We start from the raw sequence: 18,775 nt of genomic DNA, 5'->3' as shown, positions 1-18,775 counted from the left end.
TAAAATTAAGTAATGCCAATACCCGCTTCCATCCTGCAATTCTTGCAGCAGCCATATAGTTTAACACCAGGGCAAATTGACTACTACCAGGAAAACAGGTATATAAAATTAAAACAGGTGTTGAACGAAGAGACTCTTCAGTTTTTCAATACCGCCATTTCTGAACGGGTCGATACTATGAATACGGTAACTGCCAGCCTCGACGAAAGAAACACTTATGGCAAGGCTTTTTTGCAACTTTTCAACCTTTGGCGTGAAGATGAAGTTGTTCGGGAATTGATATTCAGTAAGCGCCTGGCGAAAATTGCCACAGACCTCCTGCAAACTAAGGGGGTTCGGATGTACCACGATCAGGCTTTGTTCAAGGAAGGGGGAGGTGGAATTACACCCTGGCACGCCGATCAATATTACTGGCCCCTTGAAACTGATAAAACAATTACGGCCTGGATGCCTTTGCAGGCTACTCCACTTAAATTAGGCCCGCTGGAGTTCAGTGCCGGAAGTCACGAAATTTTGGAAGGCCGGGAACTGGAAATCGGCGATGAATCCGAGACGCTGATACAACAACGCTTACGGGTAACCGATTTCAAGCACATCATAGAACCGTTTGATGCGGGTGAGATCAGTTTTCATTCTGGCTGGGTGTTTCATAGGGCCGGGGCTAATACCACCGATAAGATGCGGAAGGTAATGACCATTATTTACATGGATAAAGACATGAAACTGAAGGCGCCTGAAAATAAGAACCAGGTGAACGACTGGAATACCTGGTGCCCGGGTGCAATAATAGGGGAAGTAATCAATTCGCCGTTAAATCCGGTTTTGTACGAGTACAATTAACAAAAAAAGAATTTCGGATGTTTAATAATGCAAAAATTGCCAGGATATGGAATAGAGTGGAAAATATCTTTTTTTTAGGTTTTGCTATCTCGATTCTCTGGATTACTGTAAATGGTTTTTTTGACGGCACCTGGAAAAGTATCAGTGGAATGGGGTTCCTTCAAGACATTACAGATCCCGTTAACAAGAAAATCTACTACAAAGCAGCTTTAGCCATCATTTCTATTCTTACTACTTTTTTCCTGCTTTTCGAAATGGTAAAACTCTTTCTGCATTTTAATCCGTTTAAACAGTTTTCAGCAAAAAGACAGGATTTAAGGAAGGAGTTGCATTTGCTTGGGCTATTCCCGAAAATTAGATATCTCACAAAAAGAGCTGGCAATTCCATGTTCATGAAGGAACTTTTCAGAAGGTATAAAACCAATTTTCTGGCTAAAGTATTCAATGAATATATTTCAAAACTCTTTATCATTTTCGTATACATCGAAATGATGCCCTATTTCCACAAGTTTGCTTTATTTACTATTCCAAATACCTGGTACGGCTGGTTGTATGCTTACCTGATGTGGGAGCTGACTTATTGGATATGGCATTATCTTGGCCACAGGGTCAGGTTATTCTGGTGCCTGCATTCGCCGCACCATGCGCCAGCAGAAATGAACCTGACTGTAGCATGGGTTCATTTTTTTGCAGAAGGTTATTATACTGCCATTATCCAGGTTCCCCTGCTAATGCTATTTGGCGTTACACCTGAAATGGTGGCGATCATCCTGGTTATTGACGGCACATGGGGCACTTTTATTCATGCTGGTGAAGATGCCTTTAAAAATGGCCGGTTGGGATTTCTCGAAAAAATACTGATCACACCTTCCCATCACCGTGTGCACCATGCAAAGAATCCTTTGTATATCGACACTAATTTTTGCGTATTGCTCCCTTTTTGGGACTGGCTATTTGGAACATTGCAAAATGAAAAACAGGAAGTCAAAATTGAATATGGTATTACCAGGGAAACAGAAGTGACGAATTTTATTGACATGTATTTTGGGGAGTGTATCTGTTTGTTTAAAGACCTTAAAGCAACCCCGGGATTTGTAAATAAGATAAAATTACTGTTCTTCCCTCCCGGCTGGCGACCTGATAGCAATGTGCATACAGCCAAAGTAGTCAGGCAAAACTTCCTGAAAGGGAAGGAATACCTTGCAAGAACAAGCAGGGATCAGATTTTTGGCCGCTCCGCCATCAATGAGCCCGCAGCCGAAATCCAGAATAGCTAGCGTTCCTTATATTTTTCTAAACGGGTAATTTTTTCTGCAGAATGGATATAATAAAGATATCCACGTCTGCGGGATTGTTGTTTCTTGTAGGGTCGATTTTTAATGAGTTAAAGCAAAATAGATGATGAAATATCTGCTGTATATCGTGGTTATGGTTTTCGGAGTTTCAGCAATGGCCCAAACAAACCTTTCCTGGAATCCCATAGCACCTGGTGTTTGGAGTGTTAAGGTAGGTCAGCCCGATAAACTCAATTTTTATACCGTTGCAGGCGTGTCCCCCAAATTGGATGCCCTAAAGTCGATGCCGGATGTTGCTTTTCCTTTGGAACAAAATGAGATCACTGCCCAGGTGGTTGATCATAAAACCTACTTGCATTTTCCATTGGATAAAGCCGAGCGGATTTTCGGGCTCGGACTCAATTTTAAAACAGTTGAACAAAGGGGTCGTATCATGCGCCTGCATATGGATCATTATGGTGGACAAGATAATGGCAGGACGCATGCCCCGGTTCCTTTTTATCTTTCTTCCAATGGTTATGGTGTATTGATCAATGCAGCCCGCTATATTGATGTTTGGGTGGGTACTGCTGTCAGGAAAGACAGCAAACACCCGCCACAGATCCGCGACCGCAATACCGATAAAAACTGGGAAGCCAATCCTTATTCTGATAATATTGAAATGGTAGTACCGGCGGATGGTGCAGAGATCATCGTTTTCGGCGGCCCTACTATTCTCGACGCCGTTCGCCGATATAACTTATATAATGGTGGCGGTTGCCTTCCTCCCAAATGGGGATTAGGTTTCTGGCACCGCACACCCACATTGTACGGTGAACAGGAAGTGTTAAATGAAGTCAAGCAATATGCTGAACACAAATTCCCATTAACTGTAATCGGCCTGGAACCAGGATGGCAAACCCGGTCTTATCCCTGCACTTACGAATGGGACAGTAACCGTTTTCCCAACCCCGAACGATTGCTGGATAGTTTAAAAAAGAAAGGCGTATATGCCAATCTTTGGATGAATCCTTATATATCACCGGATGGGGAATTGTATAAAAAAGTATTGCCTTACTCCGCTTCACATACGGTTTGGACCGGAATTGTACCCGATTATTCCATGCCGGAAGTGAAACAGCTGATATCGGGTCACTTCTCCAGGTTCCTGCTGGATAAAGGCGTTAGTGGTTTTAAAATGGATGAGAATGATGGATTTGATGAATGGCTGTGGCCAGATGTAGCCATCTTTCCTTCTGGCAACCCGGCTGAACAAATACGCCAGACCTATGCCATGATGATGCAGAAAATGACGCTTGATTTATACCACAGCAAAAACACGCGCACCTATGGTTTGGTAAGGGGTTCAAATGCCGCGGCTTCTTCTTTTCCTTATGTGATATACAATGATTATTACAGCCATCCCGATTTCATTACAGCACTGATCAATAGTTCCTTTATTGGCGTATTATGGACGCCTGAAGTACGTGGTTCGGCATCTGCTGAAGAATGGTTAAGGCGTATGCAAACGGTTTGTTTTTCGCCGGTGGCCATGATCAATGCCTGGGCAGACGGCACCAAACCCTGGTCTTATCCTGAAGTTGAAAAACAGGTACAGGACATTGCCAGCCTTCGGATGCAACTGATTCCCTATCTCTATACCAACTATGCAGATTATGCATTCTATGGTACACCACCCATTAAAGCCATGAACCTGTTACCCGGCTTTAATTCACCGGTATCATCAAAGGAGGGCATTTTAAATTCCACTGATAATCCATATGCGAAAGCAGTTAAGCAGGAAATTAAAGACCAGTTTATGGTAGGTGATGATTTGTTGGTGGCACCTTTGTTTGCTGGTGAGAAAACCAGGAGCGTTGTTTTGCCGCAAGGGAAGTGGTATGATTTTTACACCGGGAAATTTGCAGGCGAAGGTGAGGTTATTTCGGTTACTCCCGGCATGGATATTATCCCGGTCTATGCCCGCGATGGCGCAATTATCCCAATGATGCCTCCGGTATTAAAATTCGGTACCGAAAAATCACCCGTTGAAATCAGGTATTATGGACAAAAAGAAAGCAGCTTTAGTTTATATGATGACGACGGGTTAAGTTTTGATTATGAAAGGGGACTGTATTCGCGGATCAGATTGTCTGTGTCGAAAGACAAAAAAGGCAAACTAAAAGGGGATGTTTCTATTCCAAAAGGTGCAACCCTTTGGTCTTACAGTGGTTTTACCTGGAAGTTTATGACGAAATAATAATTGTTGCAGGAAAAGTATGAAAAGAATTTTATTGCTCCCATTGGCAGTTTCGGCCTGCTTACTTCTGTTTGCCCAACCCAAAGGCCCGGCAGATTTTGTGAATCCCTTTATTGGGGCAAGTACAAATATCGGAAAGGCCGGTGTTGCGCATGGTTTGGGTAAAACCTTTCCCGGTGCGACTTCCCCATTTGGATTAGTACAATTGAGCCCGAATACAATTACCGGCGGGGATAATGGTCCGGGTTATAGCTATGAACATAAAACTATAGAAGGTTTTGCTTTCACACAAATGAGTGGCATCGGCTGGTATGGCGACATGGGGAACTTCCTTGTGATGCCCTCAACCGGCACGCTATATACGAATTCCGGCAAAGAAGATACACGCATAAAAGGATATCGTTCAGCATATAGCAAAACATCTGAAACCGCTAAGGCGGGTTATTATGCAGTTCAGTTAACAGATATCAATGTAAAAGCTGAAATGACCGCTGCGCAGCATAGCGGGATTATGCGCTTCACATTTCCTGAAAATAAGCTATCGCGTATTCAGATAGATTTGGCAAGAAGGGTTGGTGGGACCTCAGTTGCACAGTATATTAAAGTATTAGATGACCATACCATACAAGGTTGGATGAAATGCACACCTGAAGGGGGTGGATGGGGTAACGGCGACGGTAAACCGAATTATACTGTATATTTTTATGCTCAGTTCAGCAGGCCCCTGACGGATTTTGGGGTATGGAGTGTTAATATCCCGGAAGGCATGGACAGACACCGGCAGTCGGTTGAAAGTATGGCGTTTCAAACGATGACTGCACATGCTGAAATATTGAATGGCTGCAGGGAGAAAGAAGGGAAGCACCTGGGTTTCTTTACGCAATTCGCAACTACTGCCGGTGAAAAAGTGTCGATAAAAGCAGGTATTTCTTTTGTAAATATAGAAGGTGCAAGGGCTAACCTGGAAGCTGAAATCAAAGGCTGGGATTTTAATGAAGTGCTTTCCAATACGACGGCTCTTTGGAATAAGGCATTGGGAAAAATAAAAATTGAAGGAGCTTCGGCAGACCAGAAAACCATCTTCTATACAGCGCTTTACCATACTATGATCGATCCAAGGTCATTTGCTGATGTCAATGGTAACTATACCGGCGGTGATGGCCAGATTCACCAGGCAAAAAATTTTACTAAAAGAACAATTTTCAGTGGTTGGGACGTTTTCAGAAGCCAGATGCCCTTGCAAACTATTGTCAACCCTGAAGTGGTGAACGATATGATCAACTCATTGGTGGAACTGGCGGACCAAAATGGGACTAAATACCTGGAACGATGGGAATTCCTGAATGCTTATAGCGGATGCATGATCGGAAATCCCGCAGTTAGTGTTATTACTGATGCATATAAAAAAGGCATCAGGAATTTTAATGTTGAAAAGGCATATGAATACGCCCTTAATTCAGTGGAGAAATTTGGTAATGGTATATTGGGCTACTCAGACGGGATATCCAATACGATGGAATATGCTTATTTCGACTGGTGCATGTCTGAATTGGCGCAACAATTAAACCGAAAAGATGACGCGGCAAAATACCTGCTCAGATCCAAAAATTACAGGAATATCTTTGATCGGGGCAAGGGTTGGTTTCGTCCGCGTATGGCTGATGGCACGTGGGTGGAATGGCCTGCAGATGGAAGGCTGGCTCAGGATTATGGTTGCGTGGAAAGTAATCCATACCAGCAGGGTTGGTTTGTGCCTCATGATATAAATGGTTTGGCTGAATTATTGGGAGGAAGGGAAAAAACAATTGCTGATCTCACCAGTTTTTTTGAGAAAGCACCGGCAAATATGATGTGGGGCAACTATTATAACCATCCCAATGAGCCCGTACACCATGTCCCATTTATGTTTAATCGCCTTGGGGCTCCCTGGCTAACCCAAAAATGGGCCAGGGAAATCTGCGAAAGGGCCTACCACAATTCTGCAGAAGAAGGTTTGGTGGGTAATGAAGACGTTGGACAAATGTCGGCCTGGTATGTATTGGCCGCATCCGGATTTCATCCTGTTTGTCCGGGTGATACCCGTTATGAACTCTGTAGCCCATTGTTCACCAGGGTCAGTTTTCAACTGGATCCCGATTATACAAAGGGAACGACTTTTACGATTTCCACCCTTAATAATTCAAAACAGAACAGGTATATACAATCTGCGAAATTAAATGGAAAGCCTTACTTCAAATGTTCGATTACGCACCAGGATATTTCAAACGGTGGTACTCTTGAATTAACAATGGGACCAGCACCCAATTACCAATGGGGCGTGGAAAACTAATTGTATCCTTCAAAAAAATCCGAAAAGTTTATGCGCATCAAATATTTTATCCTGATTTTTATTTTTTCTAACAGGTTAATCGCCTTTTCCCAGGAAAGGGATTTGAAATTATGGTATAGGCAGCCGGCAAACGCCTTGGTGACCGATTCCAAAGAAGGGTTTATAGATGATGCTGAATGGCTGAAAGCCCTGCCCCTGGGTAATGGCAATATTGGCGCAATGGTATTTGGTGACGTACCCGTTGAAAGGGTTCAGTTGAATGAAAAGACTTTATGGAGTGGTTCCAATAATGATAATGATAATCCCGATGCCCCAAAATATATTGCCCGCATCAGGAAATTATTGTTTGAGGGAAAGTTCAGGGAAGCCACGGAATTAACCAACCAGACACAAATATGCAAAGGTGTGGGATCGGGCAATGGCAGTGGTGCCAATGTTCCCTTTGGCTGCTTCCAGACGCTCGGCGACCTGTGGCTGGATTTTGGTAACGGTAAAGAATTTACGAATTACCGGCGTGAACTCGACCTTTCAACAGCCGTCGCCACGGTAACTTATACGCGGAATAATATCCGATACAAGCGGGAGTATTTTGTAAGTGCTCCGGCAAATGCCCTGGTGATCAGGATTACCGCCAACCGGAAAGCAGCCGTGAATTGTACTGTCCGGCTCAATCGTCCGGAAAGGTTCCAGACAAAGGCCAAGGGTACCCGGCTGGTAATGTCCGGAACACTCGACAACGGAAAAGGCGGACAGGGCATGGCTTATATGGCACGCCTCGCCGCGAAACAGAAAGGCGGTAAAAAGATTAACCTGGATGGCCAGCTCATCATTACGGGCGCCGATGAACTACTGATCTTCCTCACTGCTTCGACCGATTATTTGCCGCAATATCCTGTCTATAAGGGACGTGATTATGCGAAGATCACCCGTGAAAATCTTGATAAAGCTACCGACACCGATTATGCGCAACTGCGTAAGTCGCACATAAATGACTACCGCCGGTATTTCAACCGGGTCAGCCTGGAATTAGCCGGACCGGCAAACAGTGAGGACCTGCCAACTGATGAAAGGCTGCAGCGATTTGCCAATACCAGGAATGATAATTATCTCACGCAATTGTATTTTCAGTACAGCCGCTATTTACTGATTTCATCAGCCCGGCCAAATACCTTACCTGCCAATCTGCAGGGAATCTGGGCAAATAAAATCCAGACGCCCTGGAACGGCGATTACCATACCGATATCAATGTACAGATGAACTACTGGCTTGCAGAAAATACCAACCTGAGTGAACTTCATCTTTCACTAACCCGATTCATACAATCCATCGAAAAACCCGCCACCCGTTCAGCTGCTGTGCAATTTGGCTTGCAGGGCTGGTGCATCAATCCGATTGTAAATGTCTGGGGTTTTACCTCGCCCGGTGAGCAGCCCTCCTGGGGACTGACTTCCGGAGCCAGCGGATGGGTGGCGCAGCATTTGTGGGAACATTACCGGTTCACCCTTGATACTGCTTACCTGAAAGATATTTATCCCACCTTAAAGAATGCAGCTCGTTTTTATCTCGGCTGGCTGGTTACCGACCCGGAAACGGGAAAATTGATTTCCGGTCCGGCTGCCTCTCCTGAAAACAGTTTTGTTGCGCCTGACAGCAGCAATGGTACGATCAGCATGGGGCCATCACACGATCAGCAGATCATTGCCGAACTCTTTGGAAATGTACTCCTGGCTGCAAATATCCTGAAGGACCACGATACACTGGTCAGCCAGTTGCGTGTGGCCAAAGACAGGTTGCTGCCTACCCAAATCGGGCCGGACGGCCGTATTTTGGAATGGGCAAAGTCTTATCCCGAGCAGGAACCGGGGCATCGCCACCTCTCACATTTATATGCGCTTTATCCAGGTTATGCTTTCAACCGGGCTGAAACACCTGAATTTGTTATCGCTGCTAAAAAATCATTGCAATACCGACTGCAACATGGCGGAGGACATACAGGCTGGAGCGCGGCCTGGGTAACAAACCTTTGGGCCAGGTTAAAAGAAGGTGATGAAGCATTGAATGCCTTCAATGCCATCCTTGAAAAAAGAACTGCGCCTAATCTCTTCGACCTGCATCCGCCCTTCCAGATCGACGGGAATTTCGGGGCAGCTGCCGGTTTAGCAGAAATGCTTTTGCAAAGCCATGAGGGATGCCTTGAATTGTTGCCAGCAATTCCATCTGCATGGAAAAATGGTGAGGTAAAGGGACTTTGCGGTCGTGGCGGATTTGTTGTTGATATGAAGTGGCGGGAAGGAAAATTGCTTAGTGCAAAAGTTTTTTCAAAGTGGGGGGGTAATTGTAAAGTCAGGTTTGCAGGCCGTGAGGTTAATGTAAAATCAAAACCTGGAGCAACCTATAATTTTTCAGGGGAGTTACTGTTAGTTCAGAAATAAATAAAATACATTCCGAAACAAAATCAGATAAAATGCTACAAAGAATTTGTGTACTTGCTTTCATTTCCTCGGTTTCCTTACTTGCTTTGGCACAACCGAAAATTGATCCCAAATCAATCGCGCCTAAAATGCAATGGTTTGGAGATGCAAAACTGGGCATCTTTATCCATGCAGGTATTTATTCCGTGAACGGTGTTGATGAATCCTGGAGTTTTTACAACAAAAAAATCAGCTATCCCGACTATATGAAGCAATTGAAGGGATTTACATTGCAGAAATATGACGCGGCTGCGTGGGCCGATTTGATTAAGGAATCTGGTGCGAGATATGCAGTCATCACTACCAAACACCATGATGGAGTGGCCATGTACGATACAAAGCAAGGTAACCTTAGTATCGTTAAGGCAACCCCCGCAAAACGGGATATGGTCAAGCCATTGTTTGAAGAATTGCGTAAGCGCGATATAAAATGTGGCGCTTATTTTTCGCTGATCGATTGGTCGGATTCAAGATACCCGGGCTTTAGGAAGGACAGTAGCAGGTACGATGTGCATGATGATTTTGACCGGTGGAACCAGTTCCGCGGTTTTTTCCAGTCGCAGATTAAAGAGATAAGTGCGCAATTCAATCCGGACCTCTGGTGGTTTGATGGCGACTGGGAACATAGTGCAGAAGAATGGGAAGCGGAAAAAGTTCGCTACCTGATCCTTTCCAAAAACCCCAATTCCATTATCAATGGCCGCTTACAGGGTTATGGCGATTATGCCACGCCTGAACAAAATTTTCCCGTTTCAAGGCCACCAGCGAATTGGTGGGAACTGTGTATGACCATAAACGATAACTGGGGTTACCAGCACAAAGACCATAATTGGAAAACACCCTATGAAGTGATCACCATTTTTGTTGATGCAGTAGCCAACGGTGGCAACCTGTTGCTCGATATCGGACCAAAGGAAGACGGCACAATCCCTGAAGAACAAGTGAATGTATTAAAAGAACTGGGGGCCTGGAATGCAAAAAATGGTGAGGCTATTTTCAATACGGTAGGAGGAATTGCTCAGGGGCATTTTTACGGCCCAACAACACTGTCAAAAGACTCCACTACACTTTATCTTTTTGTGCATGGCAAAACATCCGGGCAACTTATGCTCAAGGGACTTGATAATAAAATTAATGAGATTTCAGTGCTTGGCAGCAATGAAAAAATCACACATAAAGTTGTAGGTAAAATATCCTGGAGCCCTGTACCCGGACTGGTATACATAAACTTACCTGAAAGTGCATTAGATAAGTATGTTACCGTTTTAAAACTGAAGCTCGATAAACCAGTAAAATTATACAGGGGGCAGGGTGGATTATAAGTTGTTTTATGGCTATTGATTCATTGTAAAAAAATCACATCAAAAGCTGATTTTGGCATTAAAAACTAACTGTCAGAGAACTGACTTTAAGGGATTTTTCCTTTCATGAAATAGTTGTTAACCGTGTTTTTGGGAATTGTATGAAGGGAATACTAATATTAAGGTATAGGTTATATTTGATCCGCATCAGATTTAAAACTATGACCAGCAGGTTTTTGAATCATTTGGAAAGTCACTCGCTGACAGTAGTTTCGAAGTTATTATCACAGCCGTTGCTGCTGCGTCCGAATGAAGATTCTCAGGCAAATGCAGATAATGTAAAAGTCACAGTCGGACTAACAGCAAACTGGACCAGTGGATTGAAGAAGTAATTGAAAAATAATTAGCAGTGCTTATATTCATTTTCTGCTTCCTGGTCTAATTTTGTAAACCAAGCACTCTTTCCGGGGCTTTTGATTCTTCTGAAAATAATAGGTTAGGGGTAGATTGTGCGAAATCCTTGTAATCTTTAACAAGGTGCTGGTAATCATTATAACCTGCGTCAATGGCTATACTTAGCCAGTCTTTTTGCGGATATGAAATCCGCAGTTGGTATGATTGGTTAAACCTGATAATGCGGTTAAAAACTTTTGGGCTGATGCCAATATAGTCGTTAAATTTTCTTTCGAACTGCCTGGTTGAAAAACAAGCCTGCCTGGCTAACCAGTCCAATGAATAATGTCCCGGTTTTTCCACCATAAGATTAAGCACTGCTTCAATGGGGTGCGAATCCAGGTTTTTCCTCTTTGCCAGTTCCAGGAAAAAATGGTCTAATATGGCAATCATTTCCTGGTAAGATGCAGTACTGCTTAAGCGTTGGTTTACAAGTTGGACGGATCCCGGAAAAACAAGTTCTGCATCAACATCATTATTGATTAATTCGTTCATAGGGATTCCCGTTAACTTATGGAGTACACCGGGTCTTAGAACAACCAGTATAATGATAAAATCCGCACTGGTATGCCTGTTAATACGGTTTGTATACTGGCCTGCTAAAGTGGACCTGGGCCTGGCAAGTTTAATACCATCGGTTACTTTTTCCATAGTCTCAACGCCCCTTGGATAAAACATAATACATTGCTCTGGCCTGGGTGGATATGGCTTGTATGTTAATTTCAAATCAGGAGAAAATATGAAATGTCGCAAATGATACACTTCCACGATTTCACGTAAAGGAAGCACTGGCAAAAAGTCCTTGAAAATCATAGGTAAGATGAAATATTAATTTGTCTGTCTCTACAATCACAAGCACTACAAAATTTAGCTAATTTTACTGATTTCAGCAAGCGGAAACGGCTATTTATTTTTTTGGATACCTGGCATTTAAGCACTAAAATTTTTCTATGAATATTAAAGTATTCGCCTTCTATGCGGATGCTACCCTTTGCTAAATGAGCCCTATTCCCAGGAAACAGAACACCAGTTTTACCGCCTTCTGAAAGACTATTTACCACAGTATACAACTGCTCGCGATTTTTTACAGATTGATATCCAGAATCTTTCCTTGTAAGGATATGGCATTAAAGGATTCCTGCTGAGCATGATCGAAACAACTATGAAAGTGTCCAATAATACCATCGTCATTGAAGTGATCGGGAAAATCATTGATTATGGGAACGGAACAGAAGAACTCCGGTATTGACCACTATTTTTATCATATTGAAATCATGTCCGATAAAAAAGGCCGTGATTGTACGAAGCGGACACATACCATTGACTATGCCAATTTCAGGCAGTTGAACCATATGAAAGATATTCTGCCTATATTGTTGGTAAAGCAAAACTTAGTTAAACCTTCAAAGCCGATTGTTATGCGAAAATCTAACCTGGTGCTACTCTTCTCCATGCTTTTGCCTGTTATCGTTTCGGCACAGGAACCTTTGTTCACAACCGATCTTTCAAATGCTTCTTTCCCGAAAGGAGTATGGACTATCCGGAATGGTGAATTGACAGCCTCTGAGGACCGGGTGATATGGTCAACTACTCCGTATAGAAATTTTGTCCTGGACCTCGATTTTAAAACTGCGCCTGGCACCAATAGCGGGGTTATTGTTTATTGCACAGATACCGGAAAATGGATACCTAATTCGGTTGAAATTCAAATCGCTGACGATTATTCCGAGAAGTGGTCCCAATCTCCCAAGTCCTGGCAATGCGGTGCAATATTTGGCCGTAAAGCTGCGATAAGGCAGAAGGTAGTGCATCAACCCGGCGAGTGGAACCATTATACCATCACCTGTACAGGAAAATTCATTACAGTAATCCTGAACGGGGAATTGGTGAATACCATCGATATGGATCAATGGACTTCCGCGACCAAAAACCCGGATGGTTCAGATATTCCCACCTGGTTAAACAAACCAATGAATACTTTAGGCACTTCCGGAGTTATTGGATTGCAGGGAAAACATGCCGATGCACCTATCTGGTTCCGGAATATTATGATACGGCCTTTTTGATTTCCCGATTTTTTTATATATTAATCGTTCAATCCATCCGGAAATGAACAACCAGAACGCCTTATTGCAAAGGTTTGGGGCATGGGTGCAAAAAGGAATGCACGCTATCGCATCCAAATTCCGGCGTTTTCCGGCATCTCTTTTTTCTGCAATAAATGAGCGTGAAATTATCCGCAAGCTCAATATCTCTAACCCCAACTACGAAAAAAACCTGCTGGTTGTTTCCCTGGTTATTATATCCGGGATTGTTTTGCTTGGGGTTAAAACATACCAGAATAATCTCAGTAACCAGGATACCTACCAGCGTGTTGATCATACCCGACAGGTGCTTTACGATGCCGAACAGATTTCCGCTGCAATGAAAGACCTTGAATTGGGTGTACGGGGTTATGTGATTACCGGTGATTACACTTTCCTGGGACCTTTCTATTCAACCCGCCAAACTATTTTCACCCGGATCAACAACTTAAAAAACCTTTCCGGTGAGAATACCGCACAGCAGGCCCGACTCGATTCATTGAAAAATCATTTGCAGCAAAAACTCGAATTCCTCGAAAGGAGTATCAGTATAAGGAAAAATAAAGGTGCACTTGCTGCGGAATCCTTTATCATAAAAAACCCGGATATTAACCGGATTGTATTTCTTGATAATATAATTGGGGAAATAAAAGCTGAAGAAAATAAAAACCTTACGGTAAGAAAAGAAGCCAATGCTGACAGTAATGAGATATTCAGCCGGTTGAATATGATATTGGTGGCAGTTCTTATTTTACTGGTGACTGCAACATTCCTGGCCCTGCGGCACAATACCCAAATTAGTCTTAAAGCCAAATTATTACTAGAGAAAAATAAACAGATCCTTCAGTCCATCATTGATAATACCTCATCCATTATATACGTGAAAGATATGTATGGAAGGTTTTCACTGGTCAATAAACAGTTCTCAAAAACATACGGAATAACTGCTGAGGAAGTTATCGGTAAAACGATGTACGATATCAATAAAGATGCTTTCGCCGATGAAAATACCCGTAATGATGACCAGGTAATTGAAGAAAGGAAATTGATTGAATTGGAGGAAAATATAAGTATCGACGGAAAAATATTCCATTATTATTCAATTAAGTTCCCACTGATTAACAGGAATGGCGAATTGTACGCCATTGCTACTATTTCAACTGACATAACCGATATCATCCAAAAACAAAACCTGCAGCGGCAGAAAGAAATTATTGAAAACAAAATTGAAGCCCAGGAAAATGAGCGTAAGGAAATCGGTATTGAATTGCACGATAATATCAGCCAATTGCTGGCTTCTGCCAAAATGATGTTAGATACGGCTTTATATAATGTAGAACAGAAGGACGCCCGACTGGAGAAGGCGCGGAATGATGTGTTTTCAGCTATCAATGAAACCCGGAAGCTTTCGCATTCGCTGGTATCACCTGTAATACCGGAGCAACAAATTACCGATGCGATCCAGAAACTCACACATGCCCTTACCCTGTCAGGAAAAATGAAGTTGCAACTGAAGTTTTCAGGCAGAAAGCAATTAAATAACCTTGATGAAAAATTGAAACTCACCATTTACCGGATCACCCAGGAACAGATAAATAATATCATTAAATATTCCAGGGCAGCAAATGTACTTGTTCAATTAGATGCCAGCAACAACCATATATTACTAAAAATTTCAGATGATGGTGTGGGCTTCGATGCCGCAACTAAATCTTCCGGAATTGGGTTTAAAAATATTGCCAGCAGAGTTGACCTGTTTACAGGTACCATGAAAATTACTGCTTCGCCCGGCCAGGGTTGTACTCTCGAAATAATCATTCCGTTTTCCAATGCGGGAATTTTGCCTGCTGCATAATGAGCGATAATTCATTAATTTGCCGCGAAATTTATTCATGCAGCAAACTCCAAAGCAAGTTGGGGCATCTCCTCATTTGGCAAGGTCGCTTGGCCCTTTAATGTTATGGGGTTTGGGTGTTGGTTACGTGATTTCAGGCATGTATTTTGGCTGGAATCTAGGCTTGGCGGAAGGCGGGACACTTGGTCTGGCCATTTCCACTTTTTTCATAATTATCCTTTATATAACGTTTACGTTTTCCTATACTGAACTTGCCTGTGCAATTCCAAAGGCAGGCGGGGTTTTTGATTATGCCACAAAGGCGTTGGGCCCCGACCTGGGATTTATTGGTGGTATGGCACAGATAATCGAATTCGTTTTTGCACCTCCAGCCATAGCGGCGGCAATTGGTGCTTATTTTCATATTTTCTTTCCGCAGATACCCATCAACGCTATAGCGGTCTTGGCCTACCTATTGTTCACTTCGCTGAATATTGCCGGGGTAAGACTTGCTGCCACATTTGAATTGGTCGTTACGGTATTTGCTGTTTTTGAACTATTACTTTTTGCCGGAATCACCCTCCCGCATTTCAAAGCTGCCAACCTTCAGTTAAATGCATTTCCCCATGGCTGGAAAGGCGCCTGGGCGACCATCCCTTTTGCCATATGGTTTTTCCTTGGGCTTGAAGGGGTAGCCAATGTCGCTGAGGAAACTATAAATCCGCAAAAAACCATCCTGAAAGGATTTGGATCTGCATTGGCAACCCTCATTATACTATGTATATTGGTCTTCACCGCAGCTATTGGCGTTGGCGGATGGGAAGCTATTGTATTTTCCTCACCGGGTGCTGCACCCTCTGATTCACCGTTGCCCCTGGCAATGTCGGCCATCACCGGCAATGCCGGCTGGTTGTATCACTTGTTAATTACAATTGGCTTAATGGGATTGATTGCCTCGTTCCATGGTATAATCCTTGCAGCCGGTCGTGCCACTTTCGAGTTCGGCCGGGTTAAATATATATCGCCCGCACTTGGCAGGGTGCATCCCCGGTTCAAAACACCTGCTAATGCTCTGCTGGTTAATATGGCAATAGGGATAGCAGCACTGCTTACCGGTAAAACAGCTGAAATCATTACACTTGCCTGTTTTGGGGCTGTTACGTTATATGTAATTTCTATGATATCCGTACTTAACCTGCGGAAAAGGGAGCCAGGCTTGCCGCGTCCTTTCAAGGTTCCATTTTACCCGACCTTTCCAGTTATTGCCCTGGTCATTTCGTCCATTTGTATGTTAGCTATGACCTCGCTTAATTTGCAACTGGCCATGATTTATTTTGGTATATTGGCACTTTCCTATATATGGTTTCATGTTTTTGTAAAAAGTAATATTAATGATCCAGAAAAAATCAATCCCTGAGATACTGCAGCAGTTGGTTGACCAGAACACCGAAAAAGTAAAATTGGCCATAACTGATATTGATGGCATATTGCGCGGTAAAATTATGAGTTTCGATAAATTCAGGTCCGTCGCAGAAAGCGGATTTGGATTTTGTGATGTGGTTTTTGGTTGGGATGCTGCAGACCAGGCATATGACAATGCAAGCTTTACCGGATGGCATACTGGCTATCCTGATGCAAAAGCTACAGTAGACCTGCAAACTTTCAGGCAAATCCCATGGGAAAACGATATCCCTGTTTTCCTGGCCGATTTTAAAGATGGGAAAAAGGCCGCCCTTCCGGTTTGCCCTAGGTCATTGCTGAAAAAAATAAATGAACAGGCGATCAAAGCCGGCTTCAACAGTTCTTTTTCACAGGAATTTGAATGGTTCAACTTCATCAATAATTCAGAAGAGCTTTATAATTCAAAGTTCAGTGCTCTGCAGCCCATGACAAGAGGCATGTTTGGTTATTCTGTTTTAAGGGCTTCACAAAACAGTGATTTTTTTCATGCCATTTTTGACGGCATGACCAAGTTTAATGTACCTATTGAAGGCCTGCATACTGAAACAGGACCGGGAGTATACGAAGCTGCAATCCTATATGCTGATATCCTGGAAGCTGCCGACCGTGCTGTTTTGTTCAAGGCCGGTGTAAAGGAAATTGCCCACCGGCATGGATATATAGCGAGTTTTATGGCTAAAGTAAATGAGCAACTGCCAGGTTGCAGCGGGCATGTGCACCAAAGCCTGTGGTCAACGGATGGCAAGCAAAACCTATTTTACGACAAAAAGAAAACTAGTGGCATGAGTGCTGTTATGGAAAGCTATATTGCCGGACAACTCTATTGCCTGCCACATATTTTACCAATGTTTGCACCTACTGTTAACAGCTATAAGCGGCTTGTGGAAGGAGCCTGGGCCCCTACTACTATTACCTGGGCAGTGGATAACCGAACTACCGCATTGCGCGCTTTGCCTGGCAGTGCTTCATCAACACGACTTGAAACCCGGGTAGTAGGGTCTGACTCAAATCCTTACCTGGCCATGGCAGGCTGTCTTGCAGCCGGACTCTACGGTATTCAGCAAAAAATGAAACTGACCATACCTGCTACTACCGGAAGCGGTTATGCGAATAAAAAGAATGGTGTGTTACCTGCAAATCTCTGGGAGGCATCACAGGCCATGAAACAGTCTGCTGTTGCTAAAGAATTGTTCGGTGCTGCATTTGTTGAGCACTTTACTGCTACCCGCGAATGGGAATGGAGGCAGTTTTCAAAAAAAGTAACAGACTGGGAATTGCAACGTTATCTTGAAATTATTTAAACTATAATTATGACCGATTTTAATACAATAAGGCAGTATAATTTTCCAACAGTTATCCGTTTTGGTGCAGGTGCAATAAAGGAATTGCCCGATCATTTACTGAAAGCCGGATTCCGGCACCCGCTAATTGTAACTGACCCCACTGTGCGTCAACTCGGGTTTTTCAAAGAAATCATCAAGAGCCTTGAATTAAAAGGGATAAGTGTTGAAGTGTTTTCGGATATCCATAAGAATCCTGTTAAATCCGATGTGCTCGCGGGTGGTGATATGTTTAAAGCAACCAACCGAGACAGTATTATAGGTATTGGTGGTGGTGCAGGTATGGATGTTGCACGTGCCATTGCCCTTCGCATCAATCACCATCGCGATCTTTTTGATTATGACGACCTCATTGGTGGGGACCAGTATGTAACAGAGGATGTTCCCTTCTTTATTACCATTCCTACTACCAGCGGAACAGGAAGCGAAGTTGGCCGAAGCGCAATAATCTCCGAAGATGAAACACACCGCAAAAGGATACTCTTCTCACCAAAACTCCTGGCAAAAGTCGTAATTGCAGACCCTCTGCTTACAATGGACCTTCCGCCTTTTATAACTGCAGCAACTGGCATGGACGCATTGACACATAATATGGAGGCTTTTATTGCAAAAGGATTTCACCCCCTTGCAGAAGGCATCGCCCTGGAAGGTATGGCGCTCATAAATGCATCTATTGAAAATGCGGTTCACCACCCCGACCTTGAATCTAGAAGCAAAATGATGATTGCATCACTAATGGGCGCGGTTGCATTCCAGAAAGGCCTGGGTGTTGTGCATTCGCTGGCCCATCCATTGTCTCAGTTGATTGATACTCATCATGGTCTTGCCAATGCGGTCAATTTGCCTTATGGCATGCAATTCAATTATGCCGGACTGGAGCCCCAGTTCAGGCGGATGTGCCGTAGTATGGAATTGTCCGGGGAAACAGGCGAGGTAATGATTGATCATTTGTTTGCCTTGAATAAATCGCTTGGTATGCCAACCAGGCTTCGTGAGATCGGTGTTACGGAAGATCATATTGAAACGTTGTCAGACCTTGCTTTTGCAGATTTTTGCCATCCCAATAATCCCAAACCGGTTAGCCGGGAAGATTTCAGAAAACTATACCTGACGGCATTATAAGCATG

Annotated in this window: 13 protein-coding genes; 12 read left to right on the top strand and 1 reads right to left on the bottom strand. The window is 43.4% G+C overall.

The annotated features are described in order from the left end of the window. Positions 1-12 precede the first annotated feature (12 nt). The 7 genes from LAQ65_RS19435 to LAQ65_RS19405 all read left to right on the top strand — a co-directional run bounded on the left by LAQ65_RS19435 (position 13) and on the right by LAQ65_RS19405 (position 10,868). The gene (locus tag LAQ65_RS19435) at positions 13-840 is read left to right on the top strand and encodes a phytanoyl-CoA dioxygenase family protein (protein ID WP_224118678.1); all 828 of its coding nucleotides are present in this window, start codon (positions 13-15) and stop codon (positions 838-840) included. A 17-nt stretch (positions 841-857) separates the two neighbouring features. Next, positions 858-2,117, top strand: coding sequence for a sterol desaturase family protein (locus LAQ65_RS19430; RefSeq protein WP_224118677.1), 1,260 nt, complete (start codon positions 858-860; stop codon positions 2,115-2,117). A 121-nt stretch (positions 2,118-2,238) separates the two neighbouring features. After that, the gene (locus tag LAQ65_RS19425; RefSeq protein ID WP_224118676.1) at positions 2,239-4,374 is read left to right on the top strand and encodes a TIM-barrel domain-containing protein; all 2,136 of its coding nucleotides are present in this window, start codon (positions 2,239-2,241) and stop codon (positions 4,372-4,374) included. A gap of 19 nt (positions 4,375-4,393) precedes the next feature. Beyond that, entirely contained in the window at positions 4,394-6,703 is a 2,310-nt protein-coding gene (locus tag LAQ65_RS19420) for a GH92 family glycosyl hydrolase (RefSeq protein WP_224118675.1), read from the top strand. Between the two features lie 30 nt (positions 6,704-6,733). Then, positions 6,734-9,136, top strand: a complete 2,403-nt coding sequence (locus LAQ65_RS19415; RefSeq protein WP_224118674.1) for a glycoside hydrolase family 95 protein — start codon at positions 6,734-6,736, stop codon at positions 9,134-9,136. 32 nt (positions 9,137-9,168) lie between these two features. Continuing rightward, positions 9,169-10,497, top strand: a complete 1,329-nt coding sequence (locus LAQ65_RS19410; RefSeq protein ID WP_224118673.1) for an alpha-L-fucosidase — start codon at positions 9,169-9,171, stop codon at positions 10,495-10,497. 200 nt (positions 10,498-10,697) lie between these two features. Then, positions 10,698-10,868 carry a hypothetical protein gene (locus tag LAQ65_RS19405; RefSeq protein WP_224118672.1) on the top strand — a complete coding sequence of 57 codons (171 nt, stop codon included), beginning with the start codon at positions 10,698-10,700 and terminating at the stop codon, positions 10,866-10,868. A gap of 46 nt (positions 10,869-10,914) precedes the next feature. Here LAQ65_RS19405 and LAQ65_RS19400 read toward each other — a convergent pair whose 3' ends face one another. Continuing rightward, the gene (locus LAQ65_RS19400) at positions 10,915-11,742 is read right to left on the bottom strand and encodes a helix-turn-helix domain-containing protein (protein ID WP_224118671.1); all 828 of its coding nucleotides are present in this window, start codon (positions 11,740-11,742) and stop codon (positions 10,915-10,917) included. Between the two features lie 404 nt (positions 11,743-12,146). On the opposite strand from LAQ65_RS19400, the gene LAQ65_RS19395 reads away from it, so the two are divergent. From LAQ65_RS19395 to LAQ65_RS19375, 5 genes are read left to right on the top strand one after another with little or no spacing between them, the layout of a single operon-like run. After that, the gene (locus LAQ65_RS19395) at positions 12,147-12,995 is read left to right on the top strand and encodes a 3-keto-disaccharide hydrolase (protein ID WP_224118670.1); all 849 of its coding nucleotides are present in this window, start codon (positions 12,147-12,149) and stop codon (positions 12,993-12,995) included. A 43-nt stretch (positions 12,996-13,038) separates the two neighbouring features. Next, a complete protein-coding gene (locus tag LAQ65_RS19390) occupies positions 13,039-14,868 on the top strand; it encodes a CHASE3 domain-containing protein (RefSeq protein ID WP_224118669.1) in 1,830 nt (609 codons plus the stop codon). A gap of 37 nt (positions 14,869-14,905) precedes the next feature. After that, positions 14,906-16,264, top strand: coding sequence for an ethanolamine permease (gene eat, locus LAQ65_RS19385; protein WP_224118668.1), 1,359 nt, complete (start codon positions 14,906-14,908; stop codon positions 16,262-16,264). Continuing rightward, complete coding sequence (locus LAQ65_RS19380) at positions 16,239-17,609, top strand: glutamine synthetase family protein (protein WP_224118667.1); 1,371 nt, start codon at positions 16,239-16,241, stop codon at positions 17,607-17,609. Before eat ends, LAQ65_RS19380 begins: the two co-directional genes overlap by 26 nt. 9 nt (positions 17,610-17,618) lie before the next feature. Next, positions 17,619-18,770: an iron-containing alcohol dehydrogenase gene (locus tag LAQ65_RS19375; RefSeq protein ID WP_224118666.1), complete on the top strand. Its 1,152-nt coding sequence runs from the start codon at positions 17,619-17,621 to the stop codon at positions 18,768-18,770. Positions 18,771-18,775: the final 5 nt, after the last annotated feature.

It is taken from the genome of Flavihumibacter profundi, from assembly GCF_020076305.1.
Taxonomy (GTDB): Bacteria; Bacteroidota; Bacteroidia; order Chitinophagales; family Chitinophagaceae; genus Flavihumibacter; species Flavihumibacter profundi.
Note: the sequence above shows the minus strand (reverse complement) of the source record. Positions and strands in the feature narration are given on the sequence as shown.

Bases quoted from the DNA above. Each gene is read 5' to 3' on its own strand.
- LAQ65_RS19430 (WP_224118677.1), top strand. From the start codon at position 858: ATGTTTAATAATGCAAAAATTGCCAGGATATGGAATAGAGTGGAAAAT.
- LAQ65_RS19375 (WP_224118666.1), top strand. From the start codon at position 17,619: ATGACCGATTTTAATACAATAAGGCAGTATAATTTTCCAACAGTTATC.
- LAQ65_RS19435 (WP_224118678.1), top strand. From the start codon at position 13: ATGCCAATACCCGCTTCCATCCTGCAATTCTTGCAGCAGCCATATAGT.
- LAQ65_RS19415 (WP_224118674.1), top strand. From the start codon at position 6,734: ATGCGCATCAAATATTTTATCCTGATTTTTATTTTTTCTAACAGGTTA.
- LAQ65_RS19420 (WP_224118675.1), top strand. From the start codon at position 4,394: ATGAAAAGAATTTTATTGCTCCCATTGGCAGTTTCGGCCTGCTTACTT.
- LAQ65_RS19410 (WP_224118673.1), top strand. From the start codon at position 9,169: ATGCTACAAAGAATTTGTGTACTTGCTTTCATTTCCTCGGTTTCCTTA.
- LAQ65_RS19400 (WP_224118671.1), bottom strand. From the start codon at position 11,742: ATGATTTTCAAGGACTTTTTGCCAGTGCTTCCTTTACGTGAAATCGTG.
- LAQ65_RS19405 (WP_224118672.1), top strand. From the start codon at position 10,698: ATGACCAGCAGGTTTTTGAATCATTTGGAAAGTCACTCGCTGACAGTA.
- eat (WP_224118668.1), top strand. From the start codon at position 14,906: ATGCAGCAAACTCCAAAGCAAGTTGGGGCATCTCCTCATTTGGCAAGG.
- LAQ65_RS19390 (WP_224118669.1), top strand. From the start codon at position 13,039: ATGAACAACCAGAACGCCTTATTGCAAAGGTTTGGGGCATGGGTGCAA.
- LAQ65_RS19380 (WP_224118667.1), top strand. From the start codon at position 16,239: ATGATCCAGAAAAAATCAATCCCTGAGATACTGCAGCAGTTGGTTGAC.
- LAQ65_RS19425 (WP_224118676.1), top strand. From the start codon at position 2,239: ATGATGAAATATCTGCTGTATATCGTGGTTATGGTTTTCGGAGTTTCA.
- LAQ65_RS19395 (WP_224118670.1), top strand. From the start codon at position 12,147: ATGGGAACGGAACAGAAGAACTCCGGTATTGACCACTATTTTTATCAT.